The organism is Pseudoclavibacter endophyticus (assembly GCF_008831085.1).
In the GTDB taxonomy this organism is placed as follows: Bacteria; Actinomycetota; Actinomycetes; order Actinomycetales; family Microbacteriaceae; genus Pseudoclavibacter; species Pseudoclavibacter endophyticus.
This window is the reverse complement of record NZ_WBJY01000003.1, coordinates 40229-65744: the sequence shown is the minus strand read 5'-3', so window position 1 is coordinate 65744 and position 25516 is coordinate 40229. Positions and strand designations below refer to the sequence as shown.

The window sequence follows — 25516 nt, the reverse complement described above, 5'->3', positions numbered from 1 at the left end:
GAGTTGGTGATCGAGGGCGCGTGCCCGAGGGGTGCGACTACCAGCGGTAGTGCGCGAACGCGCGGTTCGACTCTGCCATCTTGTGGGTGTCTTCGCGGCGCTTGACCGCGGCACCGAGTCCGTTGGACGCGTCGAGGATCTCATTGGTGAGACGCTCCGTCATCGACTTCTCCCGGCGGGCCTTCGCGTAGTCGGTGAGCCAGCGCAGCGCGAGCGTGTTGGCGCGGTGCGGCTTCACCTCGACGGGCACCTGGTAGGTCGAACCGCCGACGCGGCGCGAACGCACCTCGAGCGTCGGGCGGACGTTGTCGAGCGCCTTCTTGAGCGTCGCGACGGCGTCCTGGTCGGACTTCTTGCCGACAGCGTCGAGAGCGTCGTACACGATGCGCTCGGCGAGGCCCTTCTTGCCGTCGACGAGAATCTTGTTGACGAGCTGCGAGACGACGGGCGAACCGTATACGGGATCGGCGACGACGGGGCGCTTTGGGGCGGGACCCTTGCGTGGCATTACTTCTTCTCCATCTTCGCGCCGTAACGGCTGCGCGCCTGCTTGCGGTTCTTCACCGACTGCGTGTCGAGCGAACCACGGACGATCTTGTAGCGGACACCGGGGAGGTCCTTCACACGACCACCGCGCACGAGCACCATCGAGTGCTCCTGCAGGTTGTGGCCCTCGCCGGGGATGTAGGCGGTGACTTCCGTGCCGTTTGACAGCTTGACGCGAGCGACCTTGCGAAGGGCCGAGTTCGGCTTCTTCGGGGTCGTCGTGTAGACACGAGTGCACACACCGCGCTGCTGCGGGTTGGCCTTCAGGGCAGGCGTCTTCGACGCAGTCGCCTTGGGGCGACGTCCCTTACGGACCAACTGCTGAATGGTTGGCACGGGTTTACTCTCCTTGGGTTGTTGTACTGCTCGTTTGGATTCTCGGGCGGTTTCGCACCTGCCCGGTGACGGGCCTCTCCGATTACAGGCCTGCCCGTCTGGACCCACCGGCGGTACGAACAACGTGGTGATTGGTATCGCTGGCTGGTGAAGCGGTCATGGTCAGAAACCACGCCATGCTTCGGCGGGCGTCGTCCGACCGAAGAGGCCGAAACAACGCAGAGTTTCGGGCGCGATCGAGCGCGCGCACCAGAAAATCCTATCCCCATCCCCCTGTACGGTCAAGGCGGGGCCGACTCCTCGCCCGATCCGAGGCCGTCGCGGCCCGTTCGGGGATGCCGTCGCGTGTGCGTGCTCGCGTGTCAGGCGTCTCGCTCGGCCTCGTCCGGCGGCATGAGCTCGAGGCCCCGCACCATCGCGCGAAGGTCGTCGCCGATCGCCTTGACCTGCAGCACGCTCGCCGTGCCGACGGCGGTCAGCACGTCAGTGATGCCGTCGTGCGGGACGACGGCGGTGCGGTAGACGACGAGGAGCTCGCCGAGTCGCGGCTCGCGCTGCACAGCCTCGAGATAGACACCGTCGGGTTCGGTCAGGCCGGTCTCGACGCGCTGCTCGCGCCCCTTCACCTGCCCGATGCGAGCGCGCAGCACCTCGAGGCTCTGCTCGGCGGTCGCGGCGATGGGCCAACGCTCGACCGTGATGAGCACGTTCGCGTTGAAGCCGCCCGAGCCGACGACGTGGTGAGCGCCGAACACGGCACCGCCCTGCACGAAGGGCGTCCAGCCCGCCGGCAGCGGCACCGACGCCGCGGGGAACGCCGGGAACTTCGGTGAGGGCCAGCCGACGCGTGCGCCGGTCATCGTGCCGCGTCCCCGCCGCGGCGGCCACTCAGGTCGGCGTCGTGAGTTGCGTCGCGTGCGCGAGTGGCGTGCTCGTCATCCGCGGCTGCGGAGAGGTCCCGTTCGTAGCGCCGTTTCGCCATGCGGTTCCTCGCGTACAGGCGGCGCCCTCGCGACGCGATGATGGCGCCGAACCAGGTGACGACGAGCGCTGCGGCGAGCGCGGCGACGAGGCCGGCAGGCAGGTGCGCCTGGTCGGTCACGGTGGCCAGCGGGTCGACGAGCGTGAGGCCGCCCGTGTTGAGCGACAGCTGCAGGGCGACGCCGAGGTGGTAGCCGACATACCCGATCGCCGCGGCGAAGAGGCTCGCGACGGCGTACGACCAGTGCCCGGCGCGGTTGCTGACGACGGCCCACACGATGAAGAAGACGCCGACGAGCGCCGCCGGCACGTAGAAGGGGGCCGTAGGCAGGAACTCGAGCATCGACGCGACGATGTCGGTGTGCTCGGTGTAGAGCGCTCGGAGCCCGGCGAACGCGACCAGGAACAGCGCCGCGCACACGAGCGACCCGACGAGGGCCATCGCGAACGCGAACCCGCGGTTGCTCAACGGCCTGGGCGGCGACGGCACGCCGGCCGGTTCCTGGTCGTTCAGCCCGAGTGGCGCGAAGGTGTGCTCGTCGTCGTTGCGGTCGCCGGCGCGCCGATCGACTTCGATGGTCTTGGTCGACGACCGCGGTGCCGCCGCATCGTCGTCGGCCGCCTCCGCGCCGACTCGTGCGCCGACTCCCTCGGTATCGTCGGGGGCGTCCTCCGTCGTGTCGTCTGTGTCGTCGTACGAGGCGTTGTGCGCGGCGTCGTCTAAGGCGTCGTGCGGGGCGTCGGTCGCGGATGCGCGCGTGCTCGCGCGTTCGGCATCGCGCCCTCCGGCCGCCTCCGCCATCGGCATCGGCATGTCCGCATCCGCGGCCGGGGCGTCGGCACGCGCACCGGTGTCGGCACGCGCACCGGTGTCAGCACGCGCGCCGGTGTCGCTGAGGCGCCCATCGGCGCTGTGCGGGGCATCCGCCTCGGCTTCCCCGCCCTGCCCGTCGGTCGGCGGGGTCTCGTCGGCGGCCGGGACGTCCCCGCCGACGACGGCGGAGTCGCGCACCGGGACGCTCGCCGCCTCCGGGAGGTCGGAGCGCCCGGAGTCCTCCGCTGCCCACCCGGGCGCTGCGGCCCCACGGTCGGCGCCGGCGGCAAGACCCGGGTCATGCTCGGGTGGCTGCACCGCCGGCTCGAACGATTCGTGGCTCGGCTCGACACGGCTCACGCCGAGGTCGTCGGTGTACGCGCCGCGCGCGCCGTCCGCCGCCACGTCGTCATCGAGGCCTCCGTCGCGGCCGATCGCGCGGCTCCGAGCGACCGCGGCATCAAGGTCGCTCGTCGCGGAAGCGTCGTTCGGAGTGTCGGAACCGGGCGTCTGACTCATGGGCCTCAGCGTACGTGCGGACACCGCCGGCGAGCCGTCTCCGCGCCGTGTGTGTCGAAACCGCCCGGCAGCGCCCCGGCCGGCAGTGCCGGGATGCTAGCCGGAGGGTGCCTCGAGCGGCAATCCGGTCTCGGCGTCGACGCCGAGCATGTCCGCGATGAACTCGTCGACGTCATCACCGGACTGCACGCCGTCGAGGATGGGCGGCTTCGACTCCGTGCCCTCGCCGAGCGCGACCTCGAAACCGGCCTCGTCGTCCGGATGCCGGCGAACGAACATCGTCGACGACTGCTCGTCCACGTACTCGACGTTGAGGAAGACCGGATCGCCGCCCGGCGCGGCGGCCTCCAATCGCGCGGCCAGCATCCCCCCGATGACGTCCAGCAGGTGCTCGCCGCCCGGCACGAGCGTGACGATGAAGCTCCCGAGCGGCGCGGGGGCGATGAGGATGAGGGCGTCATCGACGGCAAGGCCGATCATCGCCTCGCCCGCGTCGTCGCCGATGGCGCCGAGCGTGATCCATGCCTCCAGCCGCTCGGCCGCCCGCGACAGCAGTGCCGCCTCGCGGACGGGGAGGAACGTCTCGCCGTCGGTCGTCACCAGCTGACCTTGCGCGAAGAGCGAAGAGCCGCCGACGAGCCGCGTGTTGTCGTTGACCTCGATCTCGGCGTAGCCGAGCTTCTGCGCCGTCTGCACCGCGGTGGGCGTGGGCTGCGCGAGAAGGGCATAGAGCAGCTCGGCCCTGCCGAAGCCCATCGTGGGCTCGTCGCCGCCGTCGGTCGAGAAGGGCACCCATTCCCGTGGTGTCGTCACGATGCGTCCGCTCCGTCCGTCGTCCCAGCCCCGTCACCGACATTGCCGCCGGCGACGTCGTCCGGGCCCCGCAGCGCCGCGTTCAGCACCGCGTCGAGCTCGTCCTCGGTCAGCACTGTGACCGCGTCTGCCGGCTCGTCGTCAAGGTCCTCGGTGATCGCGACGACGAACGCGGTGCCCGCGGCGGCATCCGCGTCGCGGTCTTCGCGCACCAGCACCAGCTTCGACGCCGAGCCGTCGGGGAAGACCGCGCCGATCACGACGGTTGCGTCCTCGACGGCGTGGAGATGCCGCTCGATGATGTCCCACACCACACCGGTCAGCCCGTCGGCGAGATTCGCCGGCGCCACCTGGAAGCTCATGAGCGCTCGCGGCACGACGAGCAGCGCTCCGCTCGGCGCTTGGATGAGGAAGACAGCATCCTGCCCGCCGGTCGGCGTGAAGAGCAGCAGGCTCACCCACCGGCTGGCGTTGGCCGCCGCGTGCGCGACGAGCCGCCCGACGCCGGCCGGTTCGATGGTCTCGCCATCGCCGGTCTCGAGCAGGCCGCGTGCGAACAGGCTGGCACGGCCGTACATGAGTGGCGCGGGCTCGAACAGCGCCTCGTCGTCGAGCCCGAGCAGCGAAGCGGTCACGCCGGAGCCGGCGGTGTTCTCGTGCATCACGAGGGCGACGAACTCGGCGACGCCGAGACCCGTGTAATTGGCGTCGCGATTGATCTGGCTCGTGCGCTCGGCGATCGTCTCGGGTGTCGTCATGGCCTCGCTCCTTGCGGCTGCGTGCGGGGGCGCGTGCCGGGGCCGGCGCGCCGTGCCGGACGGTGAGACGGGCGCCGGCCCGGAGTACCGCCGGAGGGCCCGCTCCGGTTCAGGTGGGCACTGTACACGCCGCGTACGTCGCGGCCGTGGCTCACGCGAACGCCGTGGCGTCCGCGCCCGATCAATCGAACGGGTTGATCGCGCGGATGCCGCTGCCGAACCAGTGCACGAGACCGTCGAACCAACTGCGGAAGGCCGGAATGTGCTCGTACAACGCGAAGCCGATGCTCGCGCCGCCGGCGGCCCAGCCGACCGAGCCGGGCACGAAGGCGGCGGCGCCGAGCACGGCGCGCAGCGTTCCCAGGAACCCGCCGTCATTGTGGCCAAGCTGCGGGACCGGGTTGAACCCCGTCATGCCGCCGACGAAATCGCGGCCCGTGCTTTCCTTCGCGAAGACGGCCACGGGTCCGCCGTCCGGAGCGCTCAGGGTCTGCAGGCCGGTCAGGCCTCCGGATCCGCCGATCGACTTCGCGACCGGCTCGGCCGCCGAGCCTCCTCCCCCGTTCCAGCCGCTGCCGCCCTGACTCAGGACACGATCGGCGGCGGCCGCGGGCTCGGTCGCGCGCGACGCGACGGGAGTGGATATCGTGGGCGCGGCGATCGCGGACGGGCTGGCCGTCACGGCGCGTTCGGCCGGGGTGCCCGTCGGGGCCCAGTCGGCCGCGTACGCCGTGATCTTGGTCCAGCTCACGGCGAAGATCGGGCCGAACAGACCGGGCTGGGCGATCGCGTACCCCGATTCGACCACGAACGCGCCGCCGGCCGCCCCGACCCCCGGCGGGACCAGATCGGGCAGCATCCGGAGCAGGTTCTGCCAGAGGGGCGGCCACTGCAGGGGAAACGAAGAAGGCTGCGGGAAACTCGCGGGAGGCTCCGATATCCGTCCGATGGGCGCTGTGAGGCGCGGGCCGCTGGGCTGCGGCCACACCGCGTACCCTCCAAGCCACGTCCCGAAGCCTCCGGACGAGCCGTCACTCTCGCTCGCTGCGTCTTGCTCGTCCGCCTGTCGCGCGAGCACGTTCGCCTGCACCTGGAGCACGATCGACAGGGCCCGGAGTTCCGTGACGAGAAACGCCTCGTAGTCTCCCTTGAACGCGTCGGCATCGGGACCGATCCAGTCTGTCGCCTCGACTTCCCTCCTGGTCGTCGCCGCGACCCCTCGGACGAGGTCGCTGCGAAGCTCGAAGCGCCGCGCGATCATGCGCAATTCGCCCGGATTCGCTCCGTACATTCCCGTGGCCAATGTCCCGCCCAACTCCCCGCCGACCGCTGCTCCGTTGACCGTGCTTCAGCGGCCTAGCCGAACGGGTTGATGGCGTTCCAGACGGACTTCGCGCCATTCGCGATGCCGCCCGCAACCGCGTCGACCGTGTTCTTGACCACCGGGATGTTCTCGTAGGCCGCGATACCGACGCTGACGCCGGCCGCCGCCCACCCGACGGGGCCGGGGATGAACGACATACCGCCGAGGACGGCCTTCGTCGTGCTCCACGCCGCCGAACCGTACTCGCCGTTGCCGAACTGCTGCACCGCGGCGAAGCCGTCCATGCCCACCGCGAACGCGCCGAGGCCACGACCGAGCAGGCGCCCCTCCTTGCCCAGGAACGACTGAATCGCGTCGCTCGTGCGGCTCAACTTGCTGACGTCGGTGACGCCGTCCGCGCCCGTGACGAAGTGCTGCAACGGCTTCAGGCCGAGCGCACCGTCGACGACGTTGGCGAGCTTGTTCTCAAGGAACACGGAGAGCGGCTTGCCCTGCAGGAAATCGGTCACCGTCTTGAGCGGCTTGTAGAGGAAGCCGGCGCGGCTGGCCTCGAGGGCAGCCTCGATGCCGGCTCCCGTCTTGCCCCAGCCGTTCACGTAGCCCGTGATGCCCGTCCAGTTCGTCGTGAAGAACTTGCCGAACACACCGGGGTGCGTGATGGCGTAGCCCGCCTCCATGAGGAAACGGAGGCCCCGCAGGGGGTTGCGGATGTCCGGGTAGAGGTGGGCGAGGTCGCGCCAGTCGAGCCGCAAGTGTTTCAAGAAGTCGAAGGGGCCCGGTCCGCCCTCGCCGGGCGAACGCTGGCCCGGTCCGCCGCCCGCCCCGCCGGCCAGGCTGGCGTCGTCCTGCTCGTCGGCCTGGCGGAAGAGCTCCTTCTCACGGTTCTCGAGCACGATCGCGAGCGCCTTCAGCTCGGTGACGACGCGCGTCTCGTAATCGTCGCGATAGGCGTCGGCGTCGGGGCCGAGCCACTCGATGGCGCGAACTTCGCCCAGCGTGTGCGAGGCGACGGACCGCACGCCATCGCTGCGACGCCCGAACCGTCCCGCGATGACGCGGAGCGCCGTCGTATTTGCGCCGTACATGCCGTTCGCCATGGGTGACCCGATTCCTCTCGATGGGGGTGGGCGCGCCGGGATCCACATCCCGGCGGTTGTTCAGTTGTCAGAGGTGCCGCGCCCGGAACGCTCGGTCAGACGGACGTCGTGGGCGATGGCTCATCGGCCGGCGCCGGAGGACGCCGAGCACGTCGTGCTCGCCCTCTTCCCCTGCAGCAGCCCGTGCCCGCCCACGCTCCCTGTCGTCAATGCGCCGCTGTCGCTTGGCAACCGCACCAGAGACCCACCTCGTGCGATTCCGCTCACAAAGTTAGGGGCCCGCGCGCCGGTTGTCGTTGGGGAGAACTCCCCATGCGCGTGTCGTGTCGTCGGACGCGCCGTCAGTCGCGGCCGTCGCCGCGACGACCCTCGGCGTCGAGGCGGTCGCTGCGCAGCGCGCGCCGCGCCTGCACGAAGCCCACCCAGCAGTTGAGCAGCGCGATCGCCAGCACGACGAGGGTCACGATCACGCCTCCCGTGTCACCCGCCCATGCGAAGCTGATCGCGAAGCCCGTTCCCGCGACCAGCGACACGACCGCGGCGACGGGCGCCAGCCAGACCAGGTATTTCGCGTAGGGCTCGGTCTCCTGCAGGCGCCCGTTCGCGTCGTGCTGGGGACGCACAGCAGGCTCGGCGGGCCTCCCCGGCCGGCGTCCATCCCGCCTCGACCCGCGGCCGTTCGGCCCCGGTCGTCCCGCGGGACCGGCCGATCCCGGCATCCCCGACGTCGAGTCCACCGGATCCTCCCGTCTGCCCGGGCCGCTCCCGCGCATCGCGAGGGTATCCGCCCCACGTGTCGACGGGCGGAAGGTCAGCAGTCGCTCCGAGCATCCCCGCGCGGGGGAGCTCTTCGGCGGGAACGCCATCGGCCCCCGACCGGAGTCGGGGGCCGATGATCGGCGCGGCGCGGGCGCCGGCTATCCTCGCGCCTCAGCGGCGCGACTTGAGTGTTACTTGTACGACCCCTCCTGGAAGTCGTCGCTCGTGAACGCCTCGTAGTCGACGAAACTCAGGTCGTTGTCGTCGAACTGACCATCGAGGGCCACGCCGTACGGGTAACGCTCGGCGCGCGCCTCCTCGGTGGGCTCCACGACCATCTCGCGGTACTTTGTGAGCCCCGTGCCGGCCGTGATGAGGCGACCGATGATGACGTTCTCCTTGAGGCCGACGAGCGGGTCCTTCTTGCCCTCCATGGCCGCCTGCGTGAGCACGCGCGTGGTCTCCTGGAACGACGCGGCCGACAGCCACGACTCGGTGGCGAGCGACGCCTTGGTGATGCCCATGACCTCCTGGCGACCCGAGGCGGCCTTGCGCCCCTCCGCCACGGCCGCGCGGTTCACGGCGGCGAAGTGCTGACGGTCAGCCAGCTCACCCGGCAGCATGGTGGTCTCACCGTGGTCAATGACCGTGACCTTGCGCAGCATCTGGCGCACGATGACCTCGATGTGCTTGTCGTGGATCGGCACACCCTGCGAGCGGTACACCGTCTGCACGCCGCCGACGAGGTACTTCTGCACCTCCCGGGCGCCCTTCACGCGCAGCACATCCTTCGGGTCGATCGGGCCCTCGTGCAGCTGCTGACCGAGCTTGACCTCTTGGCCGTCCTCGACGAGCAGCTCGGCACGCTTCAGCACGGGGTAGATGTGCGGCTCGTCACCGTTGTGCGGCGTGAGCACGATCTTGCGAGACTTGTCGGTCTCCTGGATCTCGATACGGCCGTCCGCCTCGGCGAGGGGCGATGCCCCCTTCGGCGTGCGTGCCTCGAAGAGCTCCTGCACGCGGGGAAGACCCTGCGTGATGTCGCCGGCCGACGAGACACCGCCCGAGTGGAAGGTGCGCATTGTCAGCTGCGTACCAGGCTCGCCGATCGACTGGGCCGCGATGATTCCGACGGCCTCGCCGATGTCGACGAGCTTGCCCGAGGCGAGCGAGCGACCGTAGCAGGCCGCGCACACCCCGACGGACGACTCGCAGGTCAGCACCGAACGCACCTTGACGTCGGTCACACCAGCGGCGATGAGCAGATCGATCTGCTCGTCGCCGACGTCGCCGCCGGCGGTCACCACGACCTCGCCGGCCGCGTTCGTCGCGTCGACCGCGAGGCTGCGGGCGTAGACCGAGTTCTCGATGTTCTCGTCGCGCACGAGCTCGCCGAGCGCGTTCGTCGTCGCGATCGGCAAGTCGAGGCCGCGACGCGTACCGCAGTCGTCATCACGGATGATGACGTCCTGCGACACGTCGACGAGACGACGCGTGAGGTACCCAGAGTCGGCCGTGCGGAGCGCCGTGTCGGCGAGGCCCTTGCGCGCGCCGTGCGTCGAGATGAAGTACTCCGCCACCGTGAGGCCCTCGCGGTACGAGTGCACGATCGGGCGGGGAATCGTCTCGCCCTTCGGGTTGGCGACGAGACCGCGCATGCCGGCGATCTGGCGGACCTGCAGCCAGTTGCCGTTCGCGCCGGCCGTCACCATGCGGTGGATCGAGTTCGTGCTCGGGAACGCCTCCTGCGTGTCGGCGGCCACACGAGCCGTCGCATCGTTCCAGAGCGCGATGACCTCCTTGCGGTACTCGCTCTCCGAGAGCAGACCGTCCTGCCACTGCTCGCGAATCTCGGTGACGCGCGCCTCCGTCTCGTCGACGATGGCCGACTTCGTCTCCGGCGTCACGACATCGCTGAGGGCGATCGAGATGCCGGAGCGGGTGGCCCAGTAGAAGCCCGCGTCCTTGATGCGGTCGAGTGTGAGGGCGACCTCGTCCTTCGTGTACCGCTCAGCGAGGTAGTTGACGACGCCGGAAAGGCGCCCCTTCGTCATCGTGTCCTCGGCGTACGGGTACGAGGCGGGAAGCAGCTCGTTGAACAGCGCGCGGCCGAGCGTCGTCTCCAGCACGACCGGCGCGCCCTCGACGTGCCCCTCCGGCGCCTGGCCCGGCGCCAGCGCGATGCCCGTGAGGCGCAGGCGGACCGGCGCGTTCAGGTGCAGCTCACCGCGGTCCATCGCCATGATCCCCTCGGCGACCGACGAGAAGACGCGGCCGGCGCCCTCGACCTCGTCGCGACGCGTCGTGAGGTGATAGAGACCGGCGACCATGTCCTGTGACGGGAGCGTCACGGGACGACCGTCGGACGGCTTGAGGATGTTGTTCGACGCGAGCATGAGCACGCGCGCCTCGGCCTGCGCCTCGACCGAGAGCGGAAGGTGCACCGCCATCTGGTCACCGTCGAAGTCGGCGTTGAACGCACCGCAGACGAGGGGGTGCAGCTGGATCGCCTTGCCCTCGACGAGCAGCGGCTCGAACGCCTGAATGCCGAGACGGTGCAGCGTGGGCGCGCGGTTGAGCAGCACGGGGCGCTCGCGGATGACCTCTTCGAGGACATCCCACACCTCGGGCTTCGACCGTTCCACGGCGCGCTTGGCCGCCTTGATGTTCGAGGCGTGACCGAGGTCGATGAGGCGCTTGATGACGTAGGGCTTGAAGAGCTCGAGCGCCATCTGCTTGGGAAGACCGCACTGGTGCATCTTGAGCTGCGGGCCGACCACGATGACCGAACGGCCCGAGTAGTCGACGCGCTTGCCCAGCAGGTTCTGGCGGAATCGGCCCTGCTTGCCCTTGAGCATGTCGCTCAGCGACTTCAGCGCACGGTTGCCGGTACCCGTGACCGGGCGGCCGCGACGGCCGTTGTCGAACAGCGCGTCGACCGCCTCCTGCAGCATCCGCTTCTCGTTGTTGACGATGATCTCGGGAGCGCCGAGATCGAGCAGGCGACGCAGGCGGTTGTTGCGGTTGATGACGCGGCGGTACAGGTCGTTGAGGTCGCTCGTGGCGAAGCGGCCGCCGTCGAGCTGCACCATGGGGCGAAGCTCCGGCGGGATCACGGGAACGACGTCGAGCACCATGGCTGCCGGGCTGTTGCCCGTCTGCAGGAACGAGCTGACGACGCGCAGGCGCTTGATGGCGCGGATCTTCTTCTGGCCCTTGCCCTCGGAGATCTGCTGGCGGAGCAACACCGACTCGGCCTGCAGGTCGAAGTCGGTGAGGCGCCGCTTGATCGCCTCGGCGCCCATCGCGGCCTCGAAGTAGTCGCCGAAACGGTCGACGAGCTCGTAGAAGTCGGTGTCCTCAGGCTTGAGCTCACCGATCTTGAGGTTCTTGAACCCCTCCCACACGCGCTCGAGCCGGGCGATGTCCTCGTCGAACCCCTTCCGGAGCTGACCCATCTCCTTCTCGCCGGCGTCCTTGGTCTTCTTCCGGACGTCGGCCGCGGCACCCGCAGCTTCGAGCTCGGCCAGCTCGTTCTCGAGACGCTGCAGGCGCGAGGCGATTGCAGCATCCTTCTGGTCGCCCAGCGTCTTGAGCTCGAGGCGTACCTCCTGCTCGAGCTCGGGCAGGTCGTCGCGACGACCTTCCTCGTCGAGCCCGATGATCATGTAGGCGGCGAAGTAGATGACCTTCTCGAGGTCCTTCGGCGCCATGTCGAGCAGGTAACCGAGGCGCGAGGGCACGCCCTTGAAGTACCAGATGTGCGTCACGGGCGCGGCGAGCTCGATGTGGCCCATCCGCTCGCGGCGCACGGAGGACTTCGTGACCTCCACGCCGCAGCGCTCGCACACGATGCCCTTGAAGCGCACGCGCTTGTACTTGCCGCAGGCGCACTCCCAGTCGCGAGACGGGCCGAAGATCTGCTCGCCGAACAGACCGTCGCGCTCGGGCTTCAGGGTGCGGTAGTTGATGGTTTCCGGCTTCTTGACCTCGCCGTGCGACCACTTCCGGATGTCATCGGCCGTTGCGAGGCCGATGCGCAGTTCGTCAAACGTTGTTGCGTCGAGCACTGAATTTTCTCCTTGAAAAGCTTCTTTGACCTGCGGATCCGGCTTAGATCTCGTCGACGGACGACGACTCGAAGCGGGAGGAGATGTTGATGCCGAGCTCTTCCGCAGCGCGGTAGGCCTCGTCATCCGTGTCGCGCAGGCTGACGGTCTGGCCGTCCGCCGCAAGCACTTCGACGTTCAGGCAGAGCGACTGCATTTCCTTCATGAGCACCTTGAAGGACTCGGGAATACCCGGCTCCTGGATGTTCTCGCCCTTGACGATCGACTCGTAGGCCTTTACGCGGCCGACGATGTCGTCGGACTTGATCGTGAGCAGCTCCTGCAGCGTGTAGGCGGCGCCATAGGCCTCGAGGGCCCACACCTCCATCTCGCCGAAGCGCTGGCCACCGAACTGCGCCTTCCCGCCGAGCGGCTGCTGCGTGATCATCGAGTACGGACCCGTCGAGCGCGCGTGGATCTTGTCGTCGACCAGGTGGTGCAGCTTCAGGATGTACATGTACCCGACCGCGATCGGCTCGGGGAACGGCTCGCCCGAGCGACCGTCGAAGAGCCGCGCCTTGCCGTCGCGGCCGATGAGCCGCTCGCCGTCGCGCGTCGGGCGCGTCGACTCGAGCAGGCCCTCGAGCTCCACCTCGCTCGCACCGTCGAACACGGGCGTCGCGAGCTTCGCGCCAGGCTCGACGTCGTGCATGTCCTCGTGGAGCTGGCCTGCCCACTCGGGCTCGCCCTCGATCGTCCAGCCGTTCTTGGCGACCCAGCCGAGGTGGGTCTCGAGCACCTGACCGAAGTTCATGCGCTTCGGGATACCGAGCGGGTTGAGGATGATGTCGAGCGGCGTGCCGTCCTCGAGGAAAGGCATGTCCTCCTCGGGCAGGATCTTGGCGATGACGCCCTTGTTGCCGTGACGGCCCGCGAGCTTGTCGCCCTCGGTGATCTTGCGCTTCTGGGCGATGAAGACGACCACACGCTGGTTGACACCCGAGCCGAGCTCGTCGTCGCCGTCCTCGGCGTCGAACATCTTCACCGCGATGATCGTGCCGGCCTCACCGTGGGGCACCTTCAGCGAGGTGTCGCGGACCTCGCGGCTCTTCTCGTTGAAGATCGCGCGAAGCAGGCGCTCCTCCGCGCTCAGCTCGGTCTCGCCCTTCGGCGTGACCTTGCCGACGAGGATGTCGCCCGGCTGTACCTCGGCGCCCACACGGATGATGCCGCGCTCGTCGAGGTCCTTGAGCAGCTCGGGAGAGACGTTCGGCAGGTCGCGCGTGATCTCTTCCTTTCCGAGCTTCGTGTCGCGAGCATCCACCTCGTACTCCTCGATGTGGATCGAGGAGAGCGTGTCGTTCTTCACGAGGTTCTGGCTGAGGATGATCGCGTCCTCAAAGTTGTGGCCCTCCCACGGCATGAACCCGACGAGCAGGTTCTTGCCGAGCGCGAGCTCACCGTTCTCGGTCGACGGGCCGTCGGCGATGACCTCGCCGGCCTCGACTCGGTCGCCGACCGAGACGATGACGCGGTGGTTGTAGCAGGTGCCGTGGTTCGAGCGATCGAACTTGCGGAGGAAGTAGGGCTGCGTGCCCCCCTCGTCGAGCTGCACGACGACCTGGCTCGACGACACCGACTCGACGACGCCTGGCGCCGACGCCGTGATGACGTCGCCCGCGTCGATCGCGGCGTAGCCCTCCATGCCGGTGCCGACGAGCGGCGACTCGCTGCGCAGCAGCGGCACGGCCTGACGCTGCATGTTCGCGCCCATGAGAGCGCGGTTCGCGTCGTCGTGCTCGAGGAACGGGATGAGGGAGGTGCCGACCGACACCATCTGGCGCGGCGAGACGTCCATGTAGTCGACCTCGTGGTTGGGCACGAGTTCGACCTCGCCGCCCTTGCGACGCACGAGCACGAGCTCGTCGGCGAAGCGGCCCTCGCTGTCGAGCGGGGCGTTCGCCTGTGCGACGACGAATTCGTCTTCCTCGGAGGCCGTGAGGTAGTCGATCTCGGCGAGCACCTTGCCGTTGTCGACGCGGCGGTACGGCGTCTCGATGAAGCCGAACGAGTTGATGCGCGCGAACGACGCGAGCGAGCCGATGAGGCCGATGTTCGGGCCTTCCGGCGTCTCGATGGGGCACATGCGGCCGTAGTGCGACGGGTGTACGTCGCGCACCTCGACGCCGGCACGCTCGCGCGAGAGACCACCGGGGCCCAGCGCCGAGAGCCGGCGCTTGTGCGTGAGGCCCGCGAGCGGGTTGTTCTGGTCCATGAACTGCGACTGCTGCGAGGTTCCGAAGAACTCCTTGATCGCCGCCACGACCGGGCGCACGTTGATGAGCGTCTGCGGCGTGATCGCCTCGACGTCCTGCGTCGTCATGCGCTCACGCACCACGCGCTCCATACGGCTGAGCCCCGTGCGCACCTGGTTCTGGATCAGTTCGCCGACGGCGCGGATGCGGCGGTTGCCGAAGTGGTCGATGTCGTCGACGTCGAGGCGCACGTCGATCGGCTGGCCCTTGCGCACGCCGGGCAGCGTCGCGTCGCCCGCGTGGAGGGCGACGAGGTACTTGATCGTCGCGACGATGTCCTCAACCGAGAGCACCGACGTCGACATGGGCGCGTCGAGGCCGAGTTTGCGGTTGATCTTGTAGCGGCCGACCTTGGCCAGGTCGTAGCGCTTGTCGGAGAAGTAGAAGTTGTCGAGAAGGGCGCGAGCCGCCTCGGTGGCGACCTGCTCACCCGGCCGAAGCTTCCGGTAGATGTCCTTGAGCGCGTCTTCCTTCGAGACGATGTCGTCCTTCTCGAGCGTCATCTCGATCGACTCGTAGCCGGCGAACTGCTCACGGATGTCATCGTTCGTCAGACCGATGGCCTTGAGGAACACCGTGACCGATTGCTTGCGCTTGCGGTCGATGCGCACGGCCACCTGGTCGCGCTTGTCGACCTCGAACTCGAGCCACGCGCCGCGCGACGGGATGATGCGCGCCGAGAAGATGTCCTTGTCGCTCGTCTTCTCGGTCGTGCGCTCGAAGTACACGCCGGGCGAACGCACGAGCTGCGACACGACGACGCGCTCGGTGCCGTTGATGATGAAGGTGCTCTTGTCGGTCATGAGCGGGAAGTCGCCCATGAAGACCGTCTGCGTCTTGATCTCGCCAGTGTTGTGGTTCATGAACTCGGCCTCGACGTAGAGCGGGGCCGAGTAGGTCTTGCCGCGCTCCTTGCACTCGTCGATCGAGTACTTCTCGGGCTCGAGGTAGGGGTTCGCGAAGCTGAGTTGCATCGTCTCGTTCAGGTCCTCGATCGGCGAGATCTCCTCGAAGATCTCCTCGAGGCCCGAGGGGGCGACGGTGTCGCCTTCGGCCGGCGTCGCATTCGCGCGCCACTCGTCGGTACCGACGAGCCACTGGAACGAATGGCTTTGCAGTGCCAGCAGATCAGGCACCTCAAGCGTGTCGCTGATCTTGGCAAAGGAACGCCGGTGAGCGTTCCTGCCGGTTGCGGGGGTAGACGATGCGTTGCGCGCAGCAGCCAAGAGTGTTCCTCCGCGGACTCGCGTCGCATGGCGCGCAGCCCGTTCGTGTCATCGGTAGGTGGCAGGGGCCTCGCTCATGACGAATCGCCCCGGCGAGGGCCGCGCACCCGCACGACGACATGACGTGCAGAGTGGACCACCGAGGGCGACTGCCGTGCCGACCGCAATATGAAGGCAAGGAGAGACGAAGCGCAAAGAACCAGTGTAGGGACGGCGTATGCAAAAGTCCAGCGGTGTGCTTGCGTTCCCTGGGAATCTCCGGTAAAGGTGCGCGTCCTCGTCGTCGGCCGGAACCATCATCGACAGCGCAGGAGCCGATCGGTACCGTGGCGGCATGAGTCCGGTTGCCGCCTCCCCCGCAGACCTCGAGGTCACCGTCGACGACGCCGGTGCCGTCGAAGTGAGCTTCGCAAGCGTCTCGGACGAGAACAACATCGCCTACCTGCTCGTCGAGGTCGCGTCGGGAGCGGCCCTGCTCATCGACGCGGCCGACCACGCCGAGCTCATCGGCGAGCTCGTGTCGCGCGCCGCCGAACGCGCCGGCGCGCGCGGGACGCCCTCGCCCCGCGTCGAGCACATCGTCACGACGCACCAGCACTGGGATCACCACCGTGCCCTCGAGGCGTTCGCCGCCGAGACGGGCGCCACGATCTCGGCCGGGGCCGATGACGCGCCGGAGCTCCCCGTCGAGGCTGACCGGCGACTGCACGACGGCGACACCATCGGCCTCGGCCAGGTCTCGCTCGATGTCGTGCACCTCCGCGGCCACACTCCGGGCTCAGTCGCGCTCGCCCTCACCACCGACCCCGAGACGCCCCGCCTCTTCACCGGCGACTCGCTCTTCCCCGGCGGTGTCGGGAACACCTTCGGGAGGGCCGAGGACTTCGCGAGGCTCATCGACGACGTCGAGCACCGCATCTTCGACGTCTACCCGGACGCGACGGTCGTCTATCCGGGGCACGGGGCCGGCACGACGCTCGGTGCCGAGCGCCCGCGCGTCCCAGAGTGGCGCGAGCGCGGCTGGTAGCGAGCGCCCCGCCCCGCATCCGCACGGTCCCCGCGACCGCGCACGGGCGTCGCGGTCTCCCGCGCGTCACTCCGACCCGCTACGGTGCGCCCCGCATGGCGCGGCCGGAGTTCGACGGCCTCGTCGTCCGGTGTGCGAAGGGGGATGCGCATGGCAGGCAGCGAGCGGGTCACAGCGACCGAGCCGGCGACGCCGAGAGTGGACCCAGCGCGGCAGCCGGACCGGCGAGCCAGGGGGCTCCCTCCCCTCGACATCACGCACGAGCGCACGGCAGCCCTCGATGTGTTCGGCGTGGTCGTCGAGCCGGCGGAACACGACGGCGACGAGCCGCGCACCTACCTCGTGGTTGATCGCGCGACCGGCGAGGCGATGCTGATCGATCCTGCCGGCGACCGAGCCCGCGTGCTCGAGCTCGTCTACGACGCGCAGGAACGCGCGCAGGACGAGGGAACACCCGAGCCGCGGGTCGCGCGAATCGTCATCACGCGGCGCGACGAACGCGCGTGCGCCACCCTCGGACGCGTGCGCCGCCGGCTCGCCGCGCCCGTGTTCGCCGGCGCCCCCGACGGCGGTCCGGTCGACGCCCCGCTCGGCGCGTCGATCGACGCCGTGGCCCCCGTCGGCGGCGAACTCTCCCTCGGCGCATCGCGCGTGCGCGTCATCCCCCTGCACGCCGGCTCGCCCGACGGGATCGGCCTCATCGTCTCGACCCCGTCGGCGACGAATGGTGCCGATCAGGTCTTCGTGGGCGACGCCATCGGGGCATCCGGACCCCCTTCGCTCGGCCGTGACCGTATCGCCGCCATGACGCTCACGATGCAGCTCGAGCGCGGACTGCTCGAGGGCGCCGACGACAACGCGGTCGTGTGGCGCCGGCGCGCGGGCCGTGCCATCGTCCGCGAGCTCCGCGGCGCGACGACGGCGTGGCGGCGCGGCTACGGGCTGCCGGCGACGACCGCCGACTCGCCGGTGTGGTTCACCCCGGCGGGCTCGACCCTGCGCGTACGGCGGTTGCACGCCGACCCGGAGCATCCCGACCACCGCTTCGTCATGTTCATGATCGGCTCGACCGTGCACGGCCTCATCGACCCGGACGACCCGTTCGCCTTCTCCCCCGCCTTCGGCGTCTTTCCGCCCATCGCCGCGTTCCTCGGTCTCGGGCCGGGCGACCGGTCCCGCAGCCGGCGACGCGCGGGCGACGGCGCCGTGCGGGCGCTGCACCTCGGCGCGGGCGCGCTCGTCGTCCCGCGCATGATCCACGCGGCCCTGCCCGGGTCGACGCACGTGGTCGTCGACATCGAGCCGATCGTCGTCGACTTCGTGCGCGAGCACCTCACGCTGCCGCCCGGCATCGCGTTGACGGTGATCGGCGACGACGCGCGAGCCGCGATCGAGCGGTTCGCGAACGAGGATGCGAGCGCGTTCGACGTGATCGTCGTCGATGTCTTCGACCGGCTCACCGTTCCGCGATCGATCTCCAGTGTCGAGGCGTTCCGCGTCCTGCGCCGGGTGCTCGCGCCGAGCGGTACCGCGATCGTGAATCTCCCCGCCGACCCGGGCTCCGAGGCGGCCCGCGTCGTCGTCGCGGCCATGCTGCGCGTCTTTCCGCACGTCGCTCTCGCCGGCCCGGCGCGGGTCGTCGACGACCTCGCGGCCGGCAACGTGATCGCCGCCGCGGCGGAGACCGCGATCGATCTCGACGACGTGAACCGTCGCCTCGCCGCCGACGCCACGCCCCACGTGACCCTCGCGGGCGACGACCTCAGGAGCTGGCTGGGCGATAGCGCAACGCGCGCCCTGCACGACGCCTAGCGCCGCTTCGGACCGGACGCGCTGGGTGCATGCTTGGATGGGGCCGTGGGATCACGGCGCGACGGAGCACGACGACGGGGCCGGCGCAGCGATGCGCGAGGGGTCGACGGCGCGGCCGCCGACCGCGACGACCTGAGCATCACGCTCGGGTCGGGCGCCCGAGCGCACCTCGAGCGCGATGGCGCGGAGTGGATCCTCGTCGTCGACGGGACGCCGCAATCGGCGATCGACGTCGACGATCCGCGCCACCTGAGCTTCGCGTACATCCGTCATATGGGGCATGTCATCGACCTGGCGTTCCCCGAGCACGAACCACTCACCGCACTGCACCTGGGAGCGGGCGCCATGTCGATCCCCAGGTTCATCGACGCGACGAGACCCCGATCGCGCCAGCAGGTCATCGAACTCGAGCCCGACATCGTCGAGCTCATCAGACGCGTCGCCCCGTTGCCCGCGAACGCGAGCATCCGCCTGCGGTACGGCGACGCGCGCGCCGAGCTCGCCCGGCTCCCCCGCGGCCTCGTCGGCGCGGTTGATCTCGCCGTGGTCGACGTGTTCGCGGGCCCGCAGACGCCGGCGCACGTGACCACCGTCGAGTTCTTCGAGGAACTCAGCGCCTTCGTCGCGCCCGACGGCGTCCTCCTCGTGAACATCGCTGACGGACACGGGATGCGCTTCGCGCGTGGCGTGCTCGCGTCGCTCCACGATGTGTTCGGCCACGAGACCGTGATCGGCGATCCCGGCGTGCTGAAGGGCCGCCGTTTCGGCAACCTCACCGCCGCCGTCACGCGGCAGCCCCGCGACCTGCCCGGACTCGCGCGCCTCACCGCGAGTGGCTTTCCTGCTGCGTCGGTGCTCGCGGGCGCGGACGTCGCCGAGTGGCTGCGCGGGGCAGCGCCCGTTCACGATGAGAACGCGACGCCATCACCGCTCCCGGGCGGGACCGTCTTCAGCGAGCGGTAGCCGACCCGCGGCGCGGCGGGCGAATTCCGGCCGCCGGCCGTGTCTCGCCGCGCGACCGGCTTGGGCGACGCGCGGACCCGATCGACCACGCTCGGCGGGATGCGCGGGTACCCTCGTCGCGTGCCCGAACCGATCATCCTTGGCTACGACCCCGAGACGCTGCGCGAGCGAATCGATGTCGAGGCCGCCGAGGCGCGGCTCGACGAGGTTCGCCAGTACCGATCCCTCGCCGCGCTCACCGAGCAGGTGGTGCTGCTGCGAATGCTCGGTCGGCTCGACGAGGCCTTCGAGGTGGCGCAGGCGGCGTATCGGCAGTCGCGCTTCACCGGCGCACGCGAAGACGCGCTCGGCGCGCGCATGCGACGAGCGCAGGTGCAGCACTACCAGGGCAAACTCGACACCGCGCTCGTCGAGCTCACGGGGTGCGTCGACGAGGCCGTCGCGCACGAGTGGCACGAACACGCGGGGTTCGCCCTGCAGTACCGGGGCCGCGTGAAGTTCGAGCAGGCCGACTACCGGGGGGCGCTCACCGACTTCGAGGCAGCGCAGGACCACCGCGAGCGCCAGGGCGTTCCGCCGAGTCAGCTCGAGCCGACGACATTCGCCATCCGCGTCACCCGAGCGGTCCTGGAGGGCGCCGAGTCGCCGGCCGATGACGCGCCGCTCGGTGTCGGCATCCCCACCCTCGACGCCTAGGCGATGGCCGACCTCGCCGAGGTTGAGCGCCTCGCGATCATGCTCATGCGTCAACATCTGCCGGCTGGCTGGTCGTTCGCCTTCGACCGCGCGAAGAAGCGCGCCGGTGCCTGCGACCACACCAAACGACGGATCACGCTGTCCAGATACCTCGCGGCGAAGCATCCCATTGACGCGATGCAGCAGACGATGCTCCATGAGATCGCACACGCCGTCGCAGGCCCCAGGGCGGCGCACGGGCCGGATTGGCGCACAACTGCTCGCCGGCTCGGCTACACGGGCGGCACGACGCACACCCTCGAGGTCGCGACGGAGTACGCCCGCTGGATCGGGCACTGCCCGCACGGCCACGAGTTCGTGCGGTTCCGACGCCCGGCCGCGGGCCGCGCCAGGTCGTGCGGCCGGTGTTCGAGCCGGTTCGACCGCCGCTACGTCATCACCTGGCGTGAACGGACTCCGTCGACCGACGCCGCCGCGTGAGCGCAGACCGCGTGCCCCAAGTCGGGCGGGTGCCCCAAGATGGAAGGCATGGCATCGCACTCCGAGACGACCGCAGCATCCGCCGCGAACCCTGACCCCCGCCGCTCCGCGTCAACTGCGCCAGACCCCCGACACGACGTCGAGCACCGCGGCTTCTCGAGCGACAACGCCTCGGGCGCGCACCCCGAAGTGCTCGCGGCGATCACGGCGGCGAACGGCGGCCACGTCACGGCGTACGGGGCCGACCCGTACACCGGGGCCCTCCGCGACTGGGCGAGGCGGGAGTTCGGCGAGCGCGCGCTCATCCTGCCCGTCTTCAACGGCACGGGCGCCAACGTCGTCGCACTGCAGGCCATGTCACCGCGCTGGGGAGCCGTCATCTGCACGGCGGATGCCCACGTCGCCACCGACGAGAACGCGGCGGCCGAGCGCGTGGCCGGCCTGAAGCTCCTGACTCGCCCGACGCCTGACGGCAAGCTCCGGCCCGACGACGTGCGGGCGTTACTCGCCGGGCGCCGGGACGTGCACACGGCGCTGCCGACGGTGCTGAGCCTGACACAGTCGACCGAGATCGGGACGGCCTACTCGGTCGACGAGCTGCGTGAACTGAGCGCGCTCGCGCACGCCAGTGGCCTGCGCGTGCACGTTGACGGCGCACGGATCGCCAACGCGGCCGTGGCGCTCGGCCGCGGCATCGGCGAGCTGGCGCTCGAGACCGGCATCGACGTGCTGAGCCTCGGGGCGACGAAAACGGGGGCCCTCGGCGCGGAGGCGATCGTCGTGCTCGATCCGGACGCCGTCGACGGCGTCGAGTTCCTGCGCAAGATCGACCTGCAGCTGGCGTCGAAGCAGCGCTTCCTCTCGGCGCAGCTGCTCGCCATGTTCGACGGCGACCTGTGGCGGCGGACCGCCGGGCACGCCAACGCGATGGCGCAGCGCCTCGCCCGCGGGTTGCAGGGCCTTCCCGGCGTCTCGCTGCCCCTCCCCGTCGAGGCCAACGGCGTGTTCCCCGTGCTGCCCTCGCACGTCGCCGCGGCGCTGCACGAGCACGCCTACTTCTACGACTGGGTCGAGCCCGGCATGGTGCGCCTGCTGTGCTCATGGGACACGACCGACGCCGAGGTCGACGCCTTCCTCGAGGTGGCGCGAGCGGCGACGAACTCGGGTGCCGCGTAGGCGAGCCGCGCTACTGGCGCCCGCGCCCGGTCCCGCCGCCCGGCGTCGCGGTCGGCCACGACAGCGGCGTGGCCCCGGGGTGTGCGACCGGACGCGCCGCAGGGTGCCCCGCAGGATCTTGCCGCTGAGGTGCCAGCGGCCCCGGGGCACCGTCACCGACCCCGCCCGCGGCGCCCGCGGCGCCCGTCTCGCGCAGCATCCCGAGCACGAGGCCGCTCGGCTCGGGCGCGGGGCGGCGCACCGCATCCTCCGCGATCAGGAAGTCGCGGCGGGTGAGCTCGAGCCAGCCGTCGCGGAGCTTCTCGCCCCAGTACCGGCCGCTCGTGAACTCGAGCAGGTCGCGAAGCGGGCGCACCGGGGCGATGCGCGCCTCGTGCATCCACTCGATGTGGCGCCGCCACGGCGACGCGCCTCGGCCGCCAGGCTGGTACGCCTCGCCGGGCAGCACACGGCCCGCCTGCACGAAGGCGCGCAACGGCTCGCCGTCGGGGTTGTGTGCTCGCGGGCTGTAGAGCACGACGCCGTCCGCCTCGCGCATCGCATCAACCGGCTCGCGGGCGCCGCCGGGAACTTGCACGAACCCGCCCTCGACCTGCAGCCGTGCACGGTCGAGCGGCTGCACAACGAGCCAGTAGCGAATGGACACGCTGGCATTCTGCCCCGCTCCCCCGACATCCGCCTCCCCCGCCGCGGGCGACCGAGTCCGGGCGCTCCCACTTCTCCTGCTACCGACTTCCCCTGACCGAGCTCATTGCGAGAGGCACAGCGGAGCGCTCGTACGGCCTCACGGGGCCATCGTCACCGCGAACGGTCAGCGGGCAAGGAGCAAGGCGACCGGCTTACGGCCACGCCCCGAGGTGGCCGATGGCTGACCGGAGGACCGCGCCGCGCCCGCCTTCGAGCTCGTCGAGCAGGTCGGGGTCGAGGGCCTCTTCGGCGGTCAACCACGTCAGCTCGAGGGCGTCCTGCCGCGGATTGCAGTCGCCCTGCACGGGCACGATGTACACGAGCGCGACCGCGTGCTGGCGCGGGTCGTACAGGCCATCCCACGGCATCGGGCCATACTCGGCGATCGTGAACGGCGTCAGCGTGGCCGGCAGCTGCGGGAAGGCGACCGTGCCGAGGTCCTTCTCGAGGTGCCGCAGCAGGGCGCTGCGCACGGTCTCGCCGTACTGCACGCGCCCCGAGACGAACGTGCGGGCCATGATGCCCGTCGCGCCGTCGGCGCGCAGCAGCATGCCGAGCTGCTCGAGCCTGCCGGTGGCGTCGAGCCGCACGGGAATGGCTTCGACGTACAGCATGGGCACGCGCCGCCGCATGCGTTCGAGCTCGTCATCGCTCAGCCAGCCTGACTCGGGATCGGGAGTTCGCACGCTCATGTGCTCATTGTGTCGCAGCCGGGCTGCGCGGTGGGGATCTGTCGATGCGGGCAGGCGTGCCCCGCATCCCACCTCCCGCCCGGGCATTCTGAGTGCATCGGAGGCGCGACACGCCGTGCGATTCGCCGCGCCATGGCACGAGCGGCACGCTCTTCGCCATTTGCCCGATCCAGCCATCCGCTCGGCGCGCTACCGTGCTGCCATGACCAGTGACGCGCACGCCGACCACGCCGGGGCGACCGCAGCATCCGGCACGTCATCGCCCACCGACGCCGTCGTGCTGTGGTCCGAGCCGGTCGCCGAGGGGCGCCCGCTCGTACTGCTCCTGCACGGCTACGCCTCGAACGAGGCCGACCTCTTCGCCCTCGCCGAGCGGCTCGGCGACCGCGACGCGGACGGTCGTGACGGCGCCGGACGAGCACGGCCGGTCTTCGCGTCGCTGCGCGCGCCCGGACTGAGCGACACCGCCTTCGTCGGGTACGCGTGGTTCGACCTGCGGGTCGGCCGTGACGGGGCGCTCCTCGGCGCTGGCGACACCGACGCCGACCGTGAGGCGACCGCCGACCTCGATGCGGGCGCGACGCGCGCCGCCGAACACGTCATCAGGTGGCTCGACGGCGTGCTCGCATCGGGACCGACCCCGTCGAGCATCGGGCTCGTCGGCTTCTCCCAGGGCGGCATCGTCGCGCTGCAGATGCTCCGGATGCACCCGCGGCGGTTCGCTGCGACGGTCGCGCTCGGGAGCATGGTCGCGCCGGGCCTGCACCCGGGCGATGAGGCGCTCGCAGCGACGCGTCCGCCCCTGTTCGTGGGTTGGGGCGGCCACGATGAGGTCATCCCGCAGGCCGCCACCCGCTTCTCGCTCGACTGGGCCACCGAGACGACGACGCTGACCGAGTACGGCGAGCCCGGCGCCGGGCACGAGGTGACGCCCGCGCAGCTCGACGCCGTTACGAGGTTCCTGGCCGAGAATCTCACGTGACCCGTCGCGTCCGGCCTGCCGATGAGCGCCGGATGCGCGGCTGACGGCGCGGACGGCGCGAGGCGGGTGCCCGGCGACTCGTCGCCGAACACCCGCCTCGACGCACTCCGCGACGGATCGCGAACGCCCTACGACGCCCCGAGGTACCCGTTCGGGTCGAGCACGTACTTCTTGGCCGCGCCGCCGTCAAACTCGGCGTAGCCGCGCGGCGCATCCTCGAGCGTGATCGCCGTCGCCTTGACGGCCTTCGCGATCTGCACCTTGTCGTGCAGGATCGCCATCATGAGCTGCCGGTTGTACTTCATGACGGGGCACTGGCCCGTGGTGAATGACAGCGACTTCGCCCAGCCGAGCCCGAGCCGCAGCGAGAGCGATCCGACCTTGGCCGCCTCGTCGACGCCGCCCGGGTCGCCCGTCACGTAGAGGCCGGGAATGCCGAGGGCGCCACCGGCCGCGGTGATGTCCATAAGCGAGTTGAGCACGGTCGCCGGCGCCTCGGTCGACGCGTCCTCGCCGTGGCCGCGGGCCTCGAACCCGACGGCGTCGACGCCGCAGTCGACTTCGGGAACGCCGAGCAGTTGCTCGATCTGATCGCGCGGGTCCCCCTTCGAGACGTCGACGGTCTCGCATCCGAACGATCGCGCCTGCGCAAGCCGGTCCTCATTGAGGTCGGCGACGATCACGGCCGCCGCGCCGAGGAGCTGCGCGCCCACGGCAGCGGCAAGGCCGACCGGGCCGGCCCCGGCGATGTACACCGTCGACCCCGGGCCGACGCCGGCCGAGTAGGCGCCGTGGAAGCCTGTCGGGAAAATGTCAGAGAGCATCGTGAGATCGAGAATCTTCTCGAGCGCCTGGTCCCGGTCGGGGAACTTGAGCAGGTTCCAGTCGGCGTAGGGCACGAGCACGTACTCGGCCTGCCCGCCGACCCAGCCGCCCATGTCGACGTAGCCGTACGCCGAACCGGGGCGTTCGGGGTTCACGTTGAGGCAGATACCGGTCTTGCCCTCTTTGCAGTTGCGGCATCGGCCGCAGGCGATGTTGAACGGCACCGACACGATGTCGCCCACCTTGATGAACTCGACGCCCGGGCCCACCTCGATGACCTCGCCGGTGATCTCGTGGCCGAGCACGAGACCCTCCGGAGCAGTCGTCCGGCCTCGGACCATGTGCTGGTCAGAACCGCAGATGTTCGTCGCCACCGTCTTCAAGATCGCGCCGTGCGGCACTTTGCGCCCCACGTTCGCCGGGTTCACGCCCGGCCCGTCCTTCAACTCGAACTCCGGATACGGGGTGTCAATGACCTCGACGACTCCCGGCCCCTTGTACGCCACCGCTCTGTTTCCCGACATCGTTGTCCTTTCGCTCAGTGCGTGCGCGACAGCTCAGCCGCGCGTGGTGTCCGACAAGGGTGGGGTACGCACCTGAATATCGACCTGCATGACGACGGCGAGGGCGACGAGATCG

21 protein-coding genes are annotated in these 25516 nt (G+C 70.1%); 7 read left to right on the top strand and 14 right to left on the bottom strand.

Features of this window, described 5'->3' with window-relative positions; translation table 11 throughout:
* Positions 1–37 precede the first annotated feature (37 nt).
* The 11 genes from rpsG to rpoB all read right to left on the bottom strand — a co-directional run bounded on the left by rpsG (position 38) and on the right by rpoB (position 15537).
* Positions 38–508, bottom strand: a complete 471-nt coding sequence (rpsG, locus tag F8O04_RS12490) for a 30S ribosomal protein S7 (protein WP_158029724.1) — start codon at positions 506–508, stop codon at positions 38–40.
* Positions 508–882 carry a 30S ribosomal protein S12 gene (gene rpsL / locus F8O04_RS12485; RefSeq protein WP_158029723.1) on the bottom strand — a complete coding sequence of 125 codons (375 nt, stop codon included), beginning with the start codon at positions 880–882 and terminating at the stop codon, positions 508–510. The genes rpsG and rpsL overlap by 1 nt, the downstream gene beginning before the upstream one ends.
* A gap of 362 nt (positions 883–1244) precedes the next feature.
* Positions 1245–1742 (bottom strand): hypothetical protein, encoded by a 498-nt coding sequence (locus tag F8O04_RS12480; RefSeq protein WP_158029722.1) that lies wholly within the window; start codon positions 1740–1742, stop codon positions 1245–1247.
* Positions 1739–3196, bottom strand: coding sequence for a YihY/virulence factor BrkB family protein (locus F8O04_RS12475; RefSeq protein WP_158029721.1), 1458 nt, complete (start codon positions 3194–3196; stop codon positions 1739–1741). The genes F8O04_RS12480 and F8O04_RS12475 overlap by 4 nt, the downstream gene beginning before the upstream one ends.
* A gap of 96 nt (positions 3197–3292) precedes the next feature.
* On the bottom strand, positions 3293–4009 hold the full coding sequence (locus tag F8O04_RS12470) for a hypothetical protein (RefSeq protein WP_158029720.1): 717 nt from the start codon (positions 4007–4009) through the stop codon (positions 3293–3295).
* Complete coding sequence (locus F8O04_RS12465) at positions 4006–4767, bottom strand: hypothetical protein (RefSeq protein ID WP_158029719.1); 762 nt, start codon at positions 4765–4767, stop codon at positions 4006–4008. The genes F8O04_RS12470 and F8O04_RS12465 overlap by 4 nt, the downstream gene beginning before the upstream one ends.
* Positions 4768–4948: 181 nt before the next feature.
* Positions 4949–6058: a WXG100 family type VII secretion target gene (locus F8O04_RS12460; RefSeq protein WP_158029718.1), complete on the bottom strand. Its 1110-nt coding sequence runs from the start codon at positions 6056–6058 to the stop codon at positions 4949–4951.
* A 65-nt stretch (positions 6059–6123) separates the two neighbouring features.
* Positions 6124–7188, bottom strand: coding sequence for a hypothetical protein (locus F8O04_RS12455; RefSeq protein ID WP_158029717.1), 1065 nt, complete (start codon positions 7186–7188; stop codon positions 6124–6126).
* Between the two features lie 341 nt (positions 7189–7529).
* Positions 7530–7811, bottom strand: a complete 282-nt coding sequence (locus tag F8O04_RS12450; protein ID WP_158029716.1) for a hypothetical protein — start codon at positions 7809–7811, stop codon at positions 7530–7532.
* Positions 7812–8138: 327 nt separating this feature from the next.
* Complete coding sequence (gene rpoC, locus F8O04_RS12445) at positions 8139–12017, bottom strand: DNA-directed RNA polymerase subunit beta' (protein ID WP_158029715.1); 3879 nt, start codon at positions 12015–12017, stop codon at positions 8139–8141.
* A 43-nt stretch (positions 12018–12060) separates the two neighbouring features.
* Complete coding sequence (gene rpoB, locus F8O04_RS12440; RefSeq protein ID WP_158029714.1) at positions 12061–15537, bottom strand: DNA-directed RNA polymerase subunit beta; 3477 nt, start codon at positions 15535–15537, stop codon at positions 12061–12063.
* A 334-nt stretch (positions 15538–15871) separates the two neighbouring features.
* Between rpoB and F8O04_RS12435 the strand changes: the two genes are divergently transcribed.
* The 6 genes from F8O04_RS12435 to F8O04_RS12410 all read left to right on the top strand — a co-directional run bounded on the left by F8O04_RS12435 (position 15872) and on the right by F8O04_RS12410 (position 21691).
* Complete coding sequence (locus F8O04_RS12435) at positions 15872–16564, top strand: MBL fold metallo-hydrolase (RefSeq protein ID WP_158029713.1); 693 nt, start codon at positions 15872–15874, stop codon at positions 16562–16564.
* 150 nt (positions 16565–16714) lie between these two features.
* Positions 16715–18376, top strand: coding sequence for a fused MFS/spermidine synthase (locus tag F8O04_RS12430; protein ID WP_158029712.1), 1662 nt, complete (start codon positions 16715–16717; stop codon positions 18374–18376).
* A gap of 45 nt (positions 18377–18421) precedes the next feature.
* Positions 18422–19339, top strand: coding sequence for a spermidine synthase (locus F8O04_RS12425; protein ID WP_225735053.1), 918 nt, complete (start codon positions 18422–18424; stop codon positions 19337–19339).
* A 120-nt stretch (positions 19340–19459) separates the two neighbouring features.
* Entirely contained in the window at positions 19460–20035 is a 576-nt protein-coding gene (locus F8O04_RS12420; protein ID WP_225735052.1) for a hypothetical protein, read from the top strand.
* Positions 20036–20038: 3 nt separating this feature from the next.
* Positions 20039–20515, top strand: a complete 477-nt coding sequence (locus tag F8O04_RS12415; RefSeq protein WP_158029710.1) for a SprT-like domain-containing protein — start codon at positions 20039–20041, stop codon at positions 20513–20515.
* A 48-nt stretch (positions 20516–20563) separates the two neighbouring features.
* On the top strand, positions 20564–21691 hold the full coding sequence (locus tag F8O04_RS12410) for a threonine aldolase family protein (RefSeq protein WP_158029709.1): 1128 nt from the start codon (positions 20564–20566) through the stop codon (positions 21689–21691).
* Between the two features lie 10 nt (positions 21692–21701).
* On the opposite strand, the gene F8O04_RS12405 is transcribed toward F8O04_RS12410, so the two are convergent.
* Positions 21702–22337: an EVE domain-containing protein gene (locus F8O04_RS12405; RefSeq protein WP_158029708.1), complete on the bottom strand. Its 636-nt coding sequence runs from the start codon at positions 22335–22337 to the stop codon at positions 21702–21704.
* A 193-nt stretch (positions 22338–22530) separates the two neighbouring features.
* Positions 22531–23070: a DUF4916 domain-containing protein gene (locus tag F8O04_RS12400; RefSeq protein WP_158029707.1), complete on the bottom strand. Its 540-nt coding sequence runs from the start codon at positions 23068–23070 to the stop codon at positions 22531–22533.
* 202 nt (positions 23071–23272) lie between these two features.
* On the opposite strand from F8O04_RS12400, the gene F8O04_RS12395 reads away from it, so the two are divergent.
* Positions 23273–24052 carry an alpha/beta hydrolase gene (locus tag F8O04_RS12395; protein ID WP_188726438.1) on the top strand — a complete coding sequence of 260 codons (780 nt, stop codon included), beginning with the start codon at positions 23273–23275 and terminating at the stop codon, positions 24050–24052.
* A gap of 128 nt (positions 24053–24180) precedes the next feature.
* Here the strand turns inward: F8O04_RS12395 and fdhA are convergent, their stop codons facing one another.
* On the bottom strand, positions 24181–25401 hold the full coding sequence (gene fdhA / locus F8O04_RS12390) for a formaldehyde dehydrogenase, glutathione-independent (RefSeq protein ID WP_158029705.1): 1221 nt from the start codon (positions 25399–25401) through the stop codon (positions 24181–24183).
* Positions 25402–25516 lie beyond the last annotated feature (115 nt).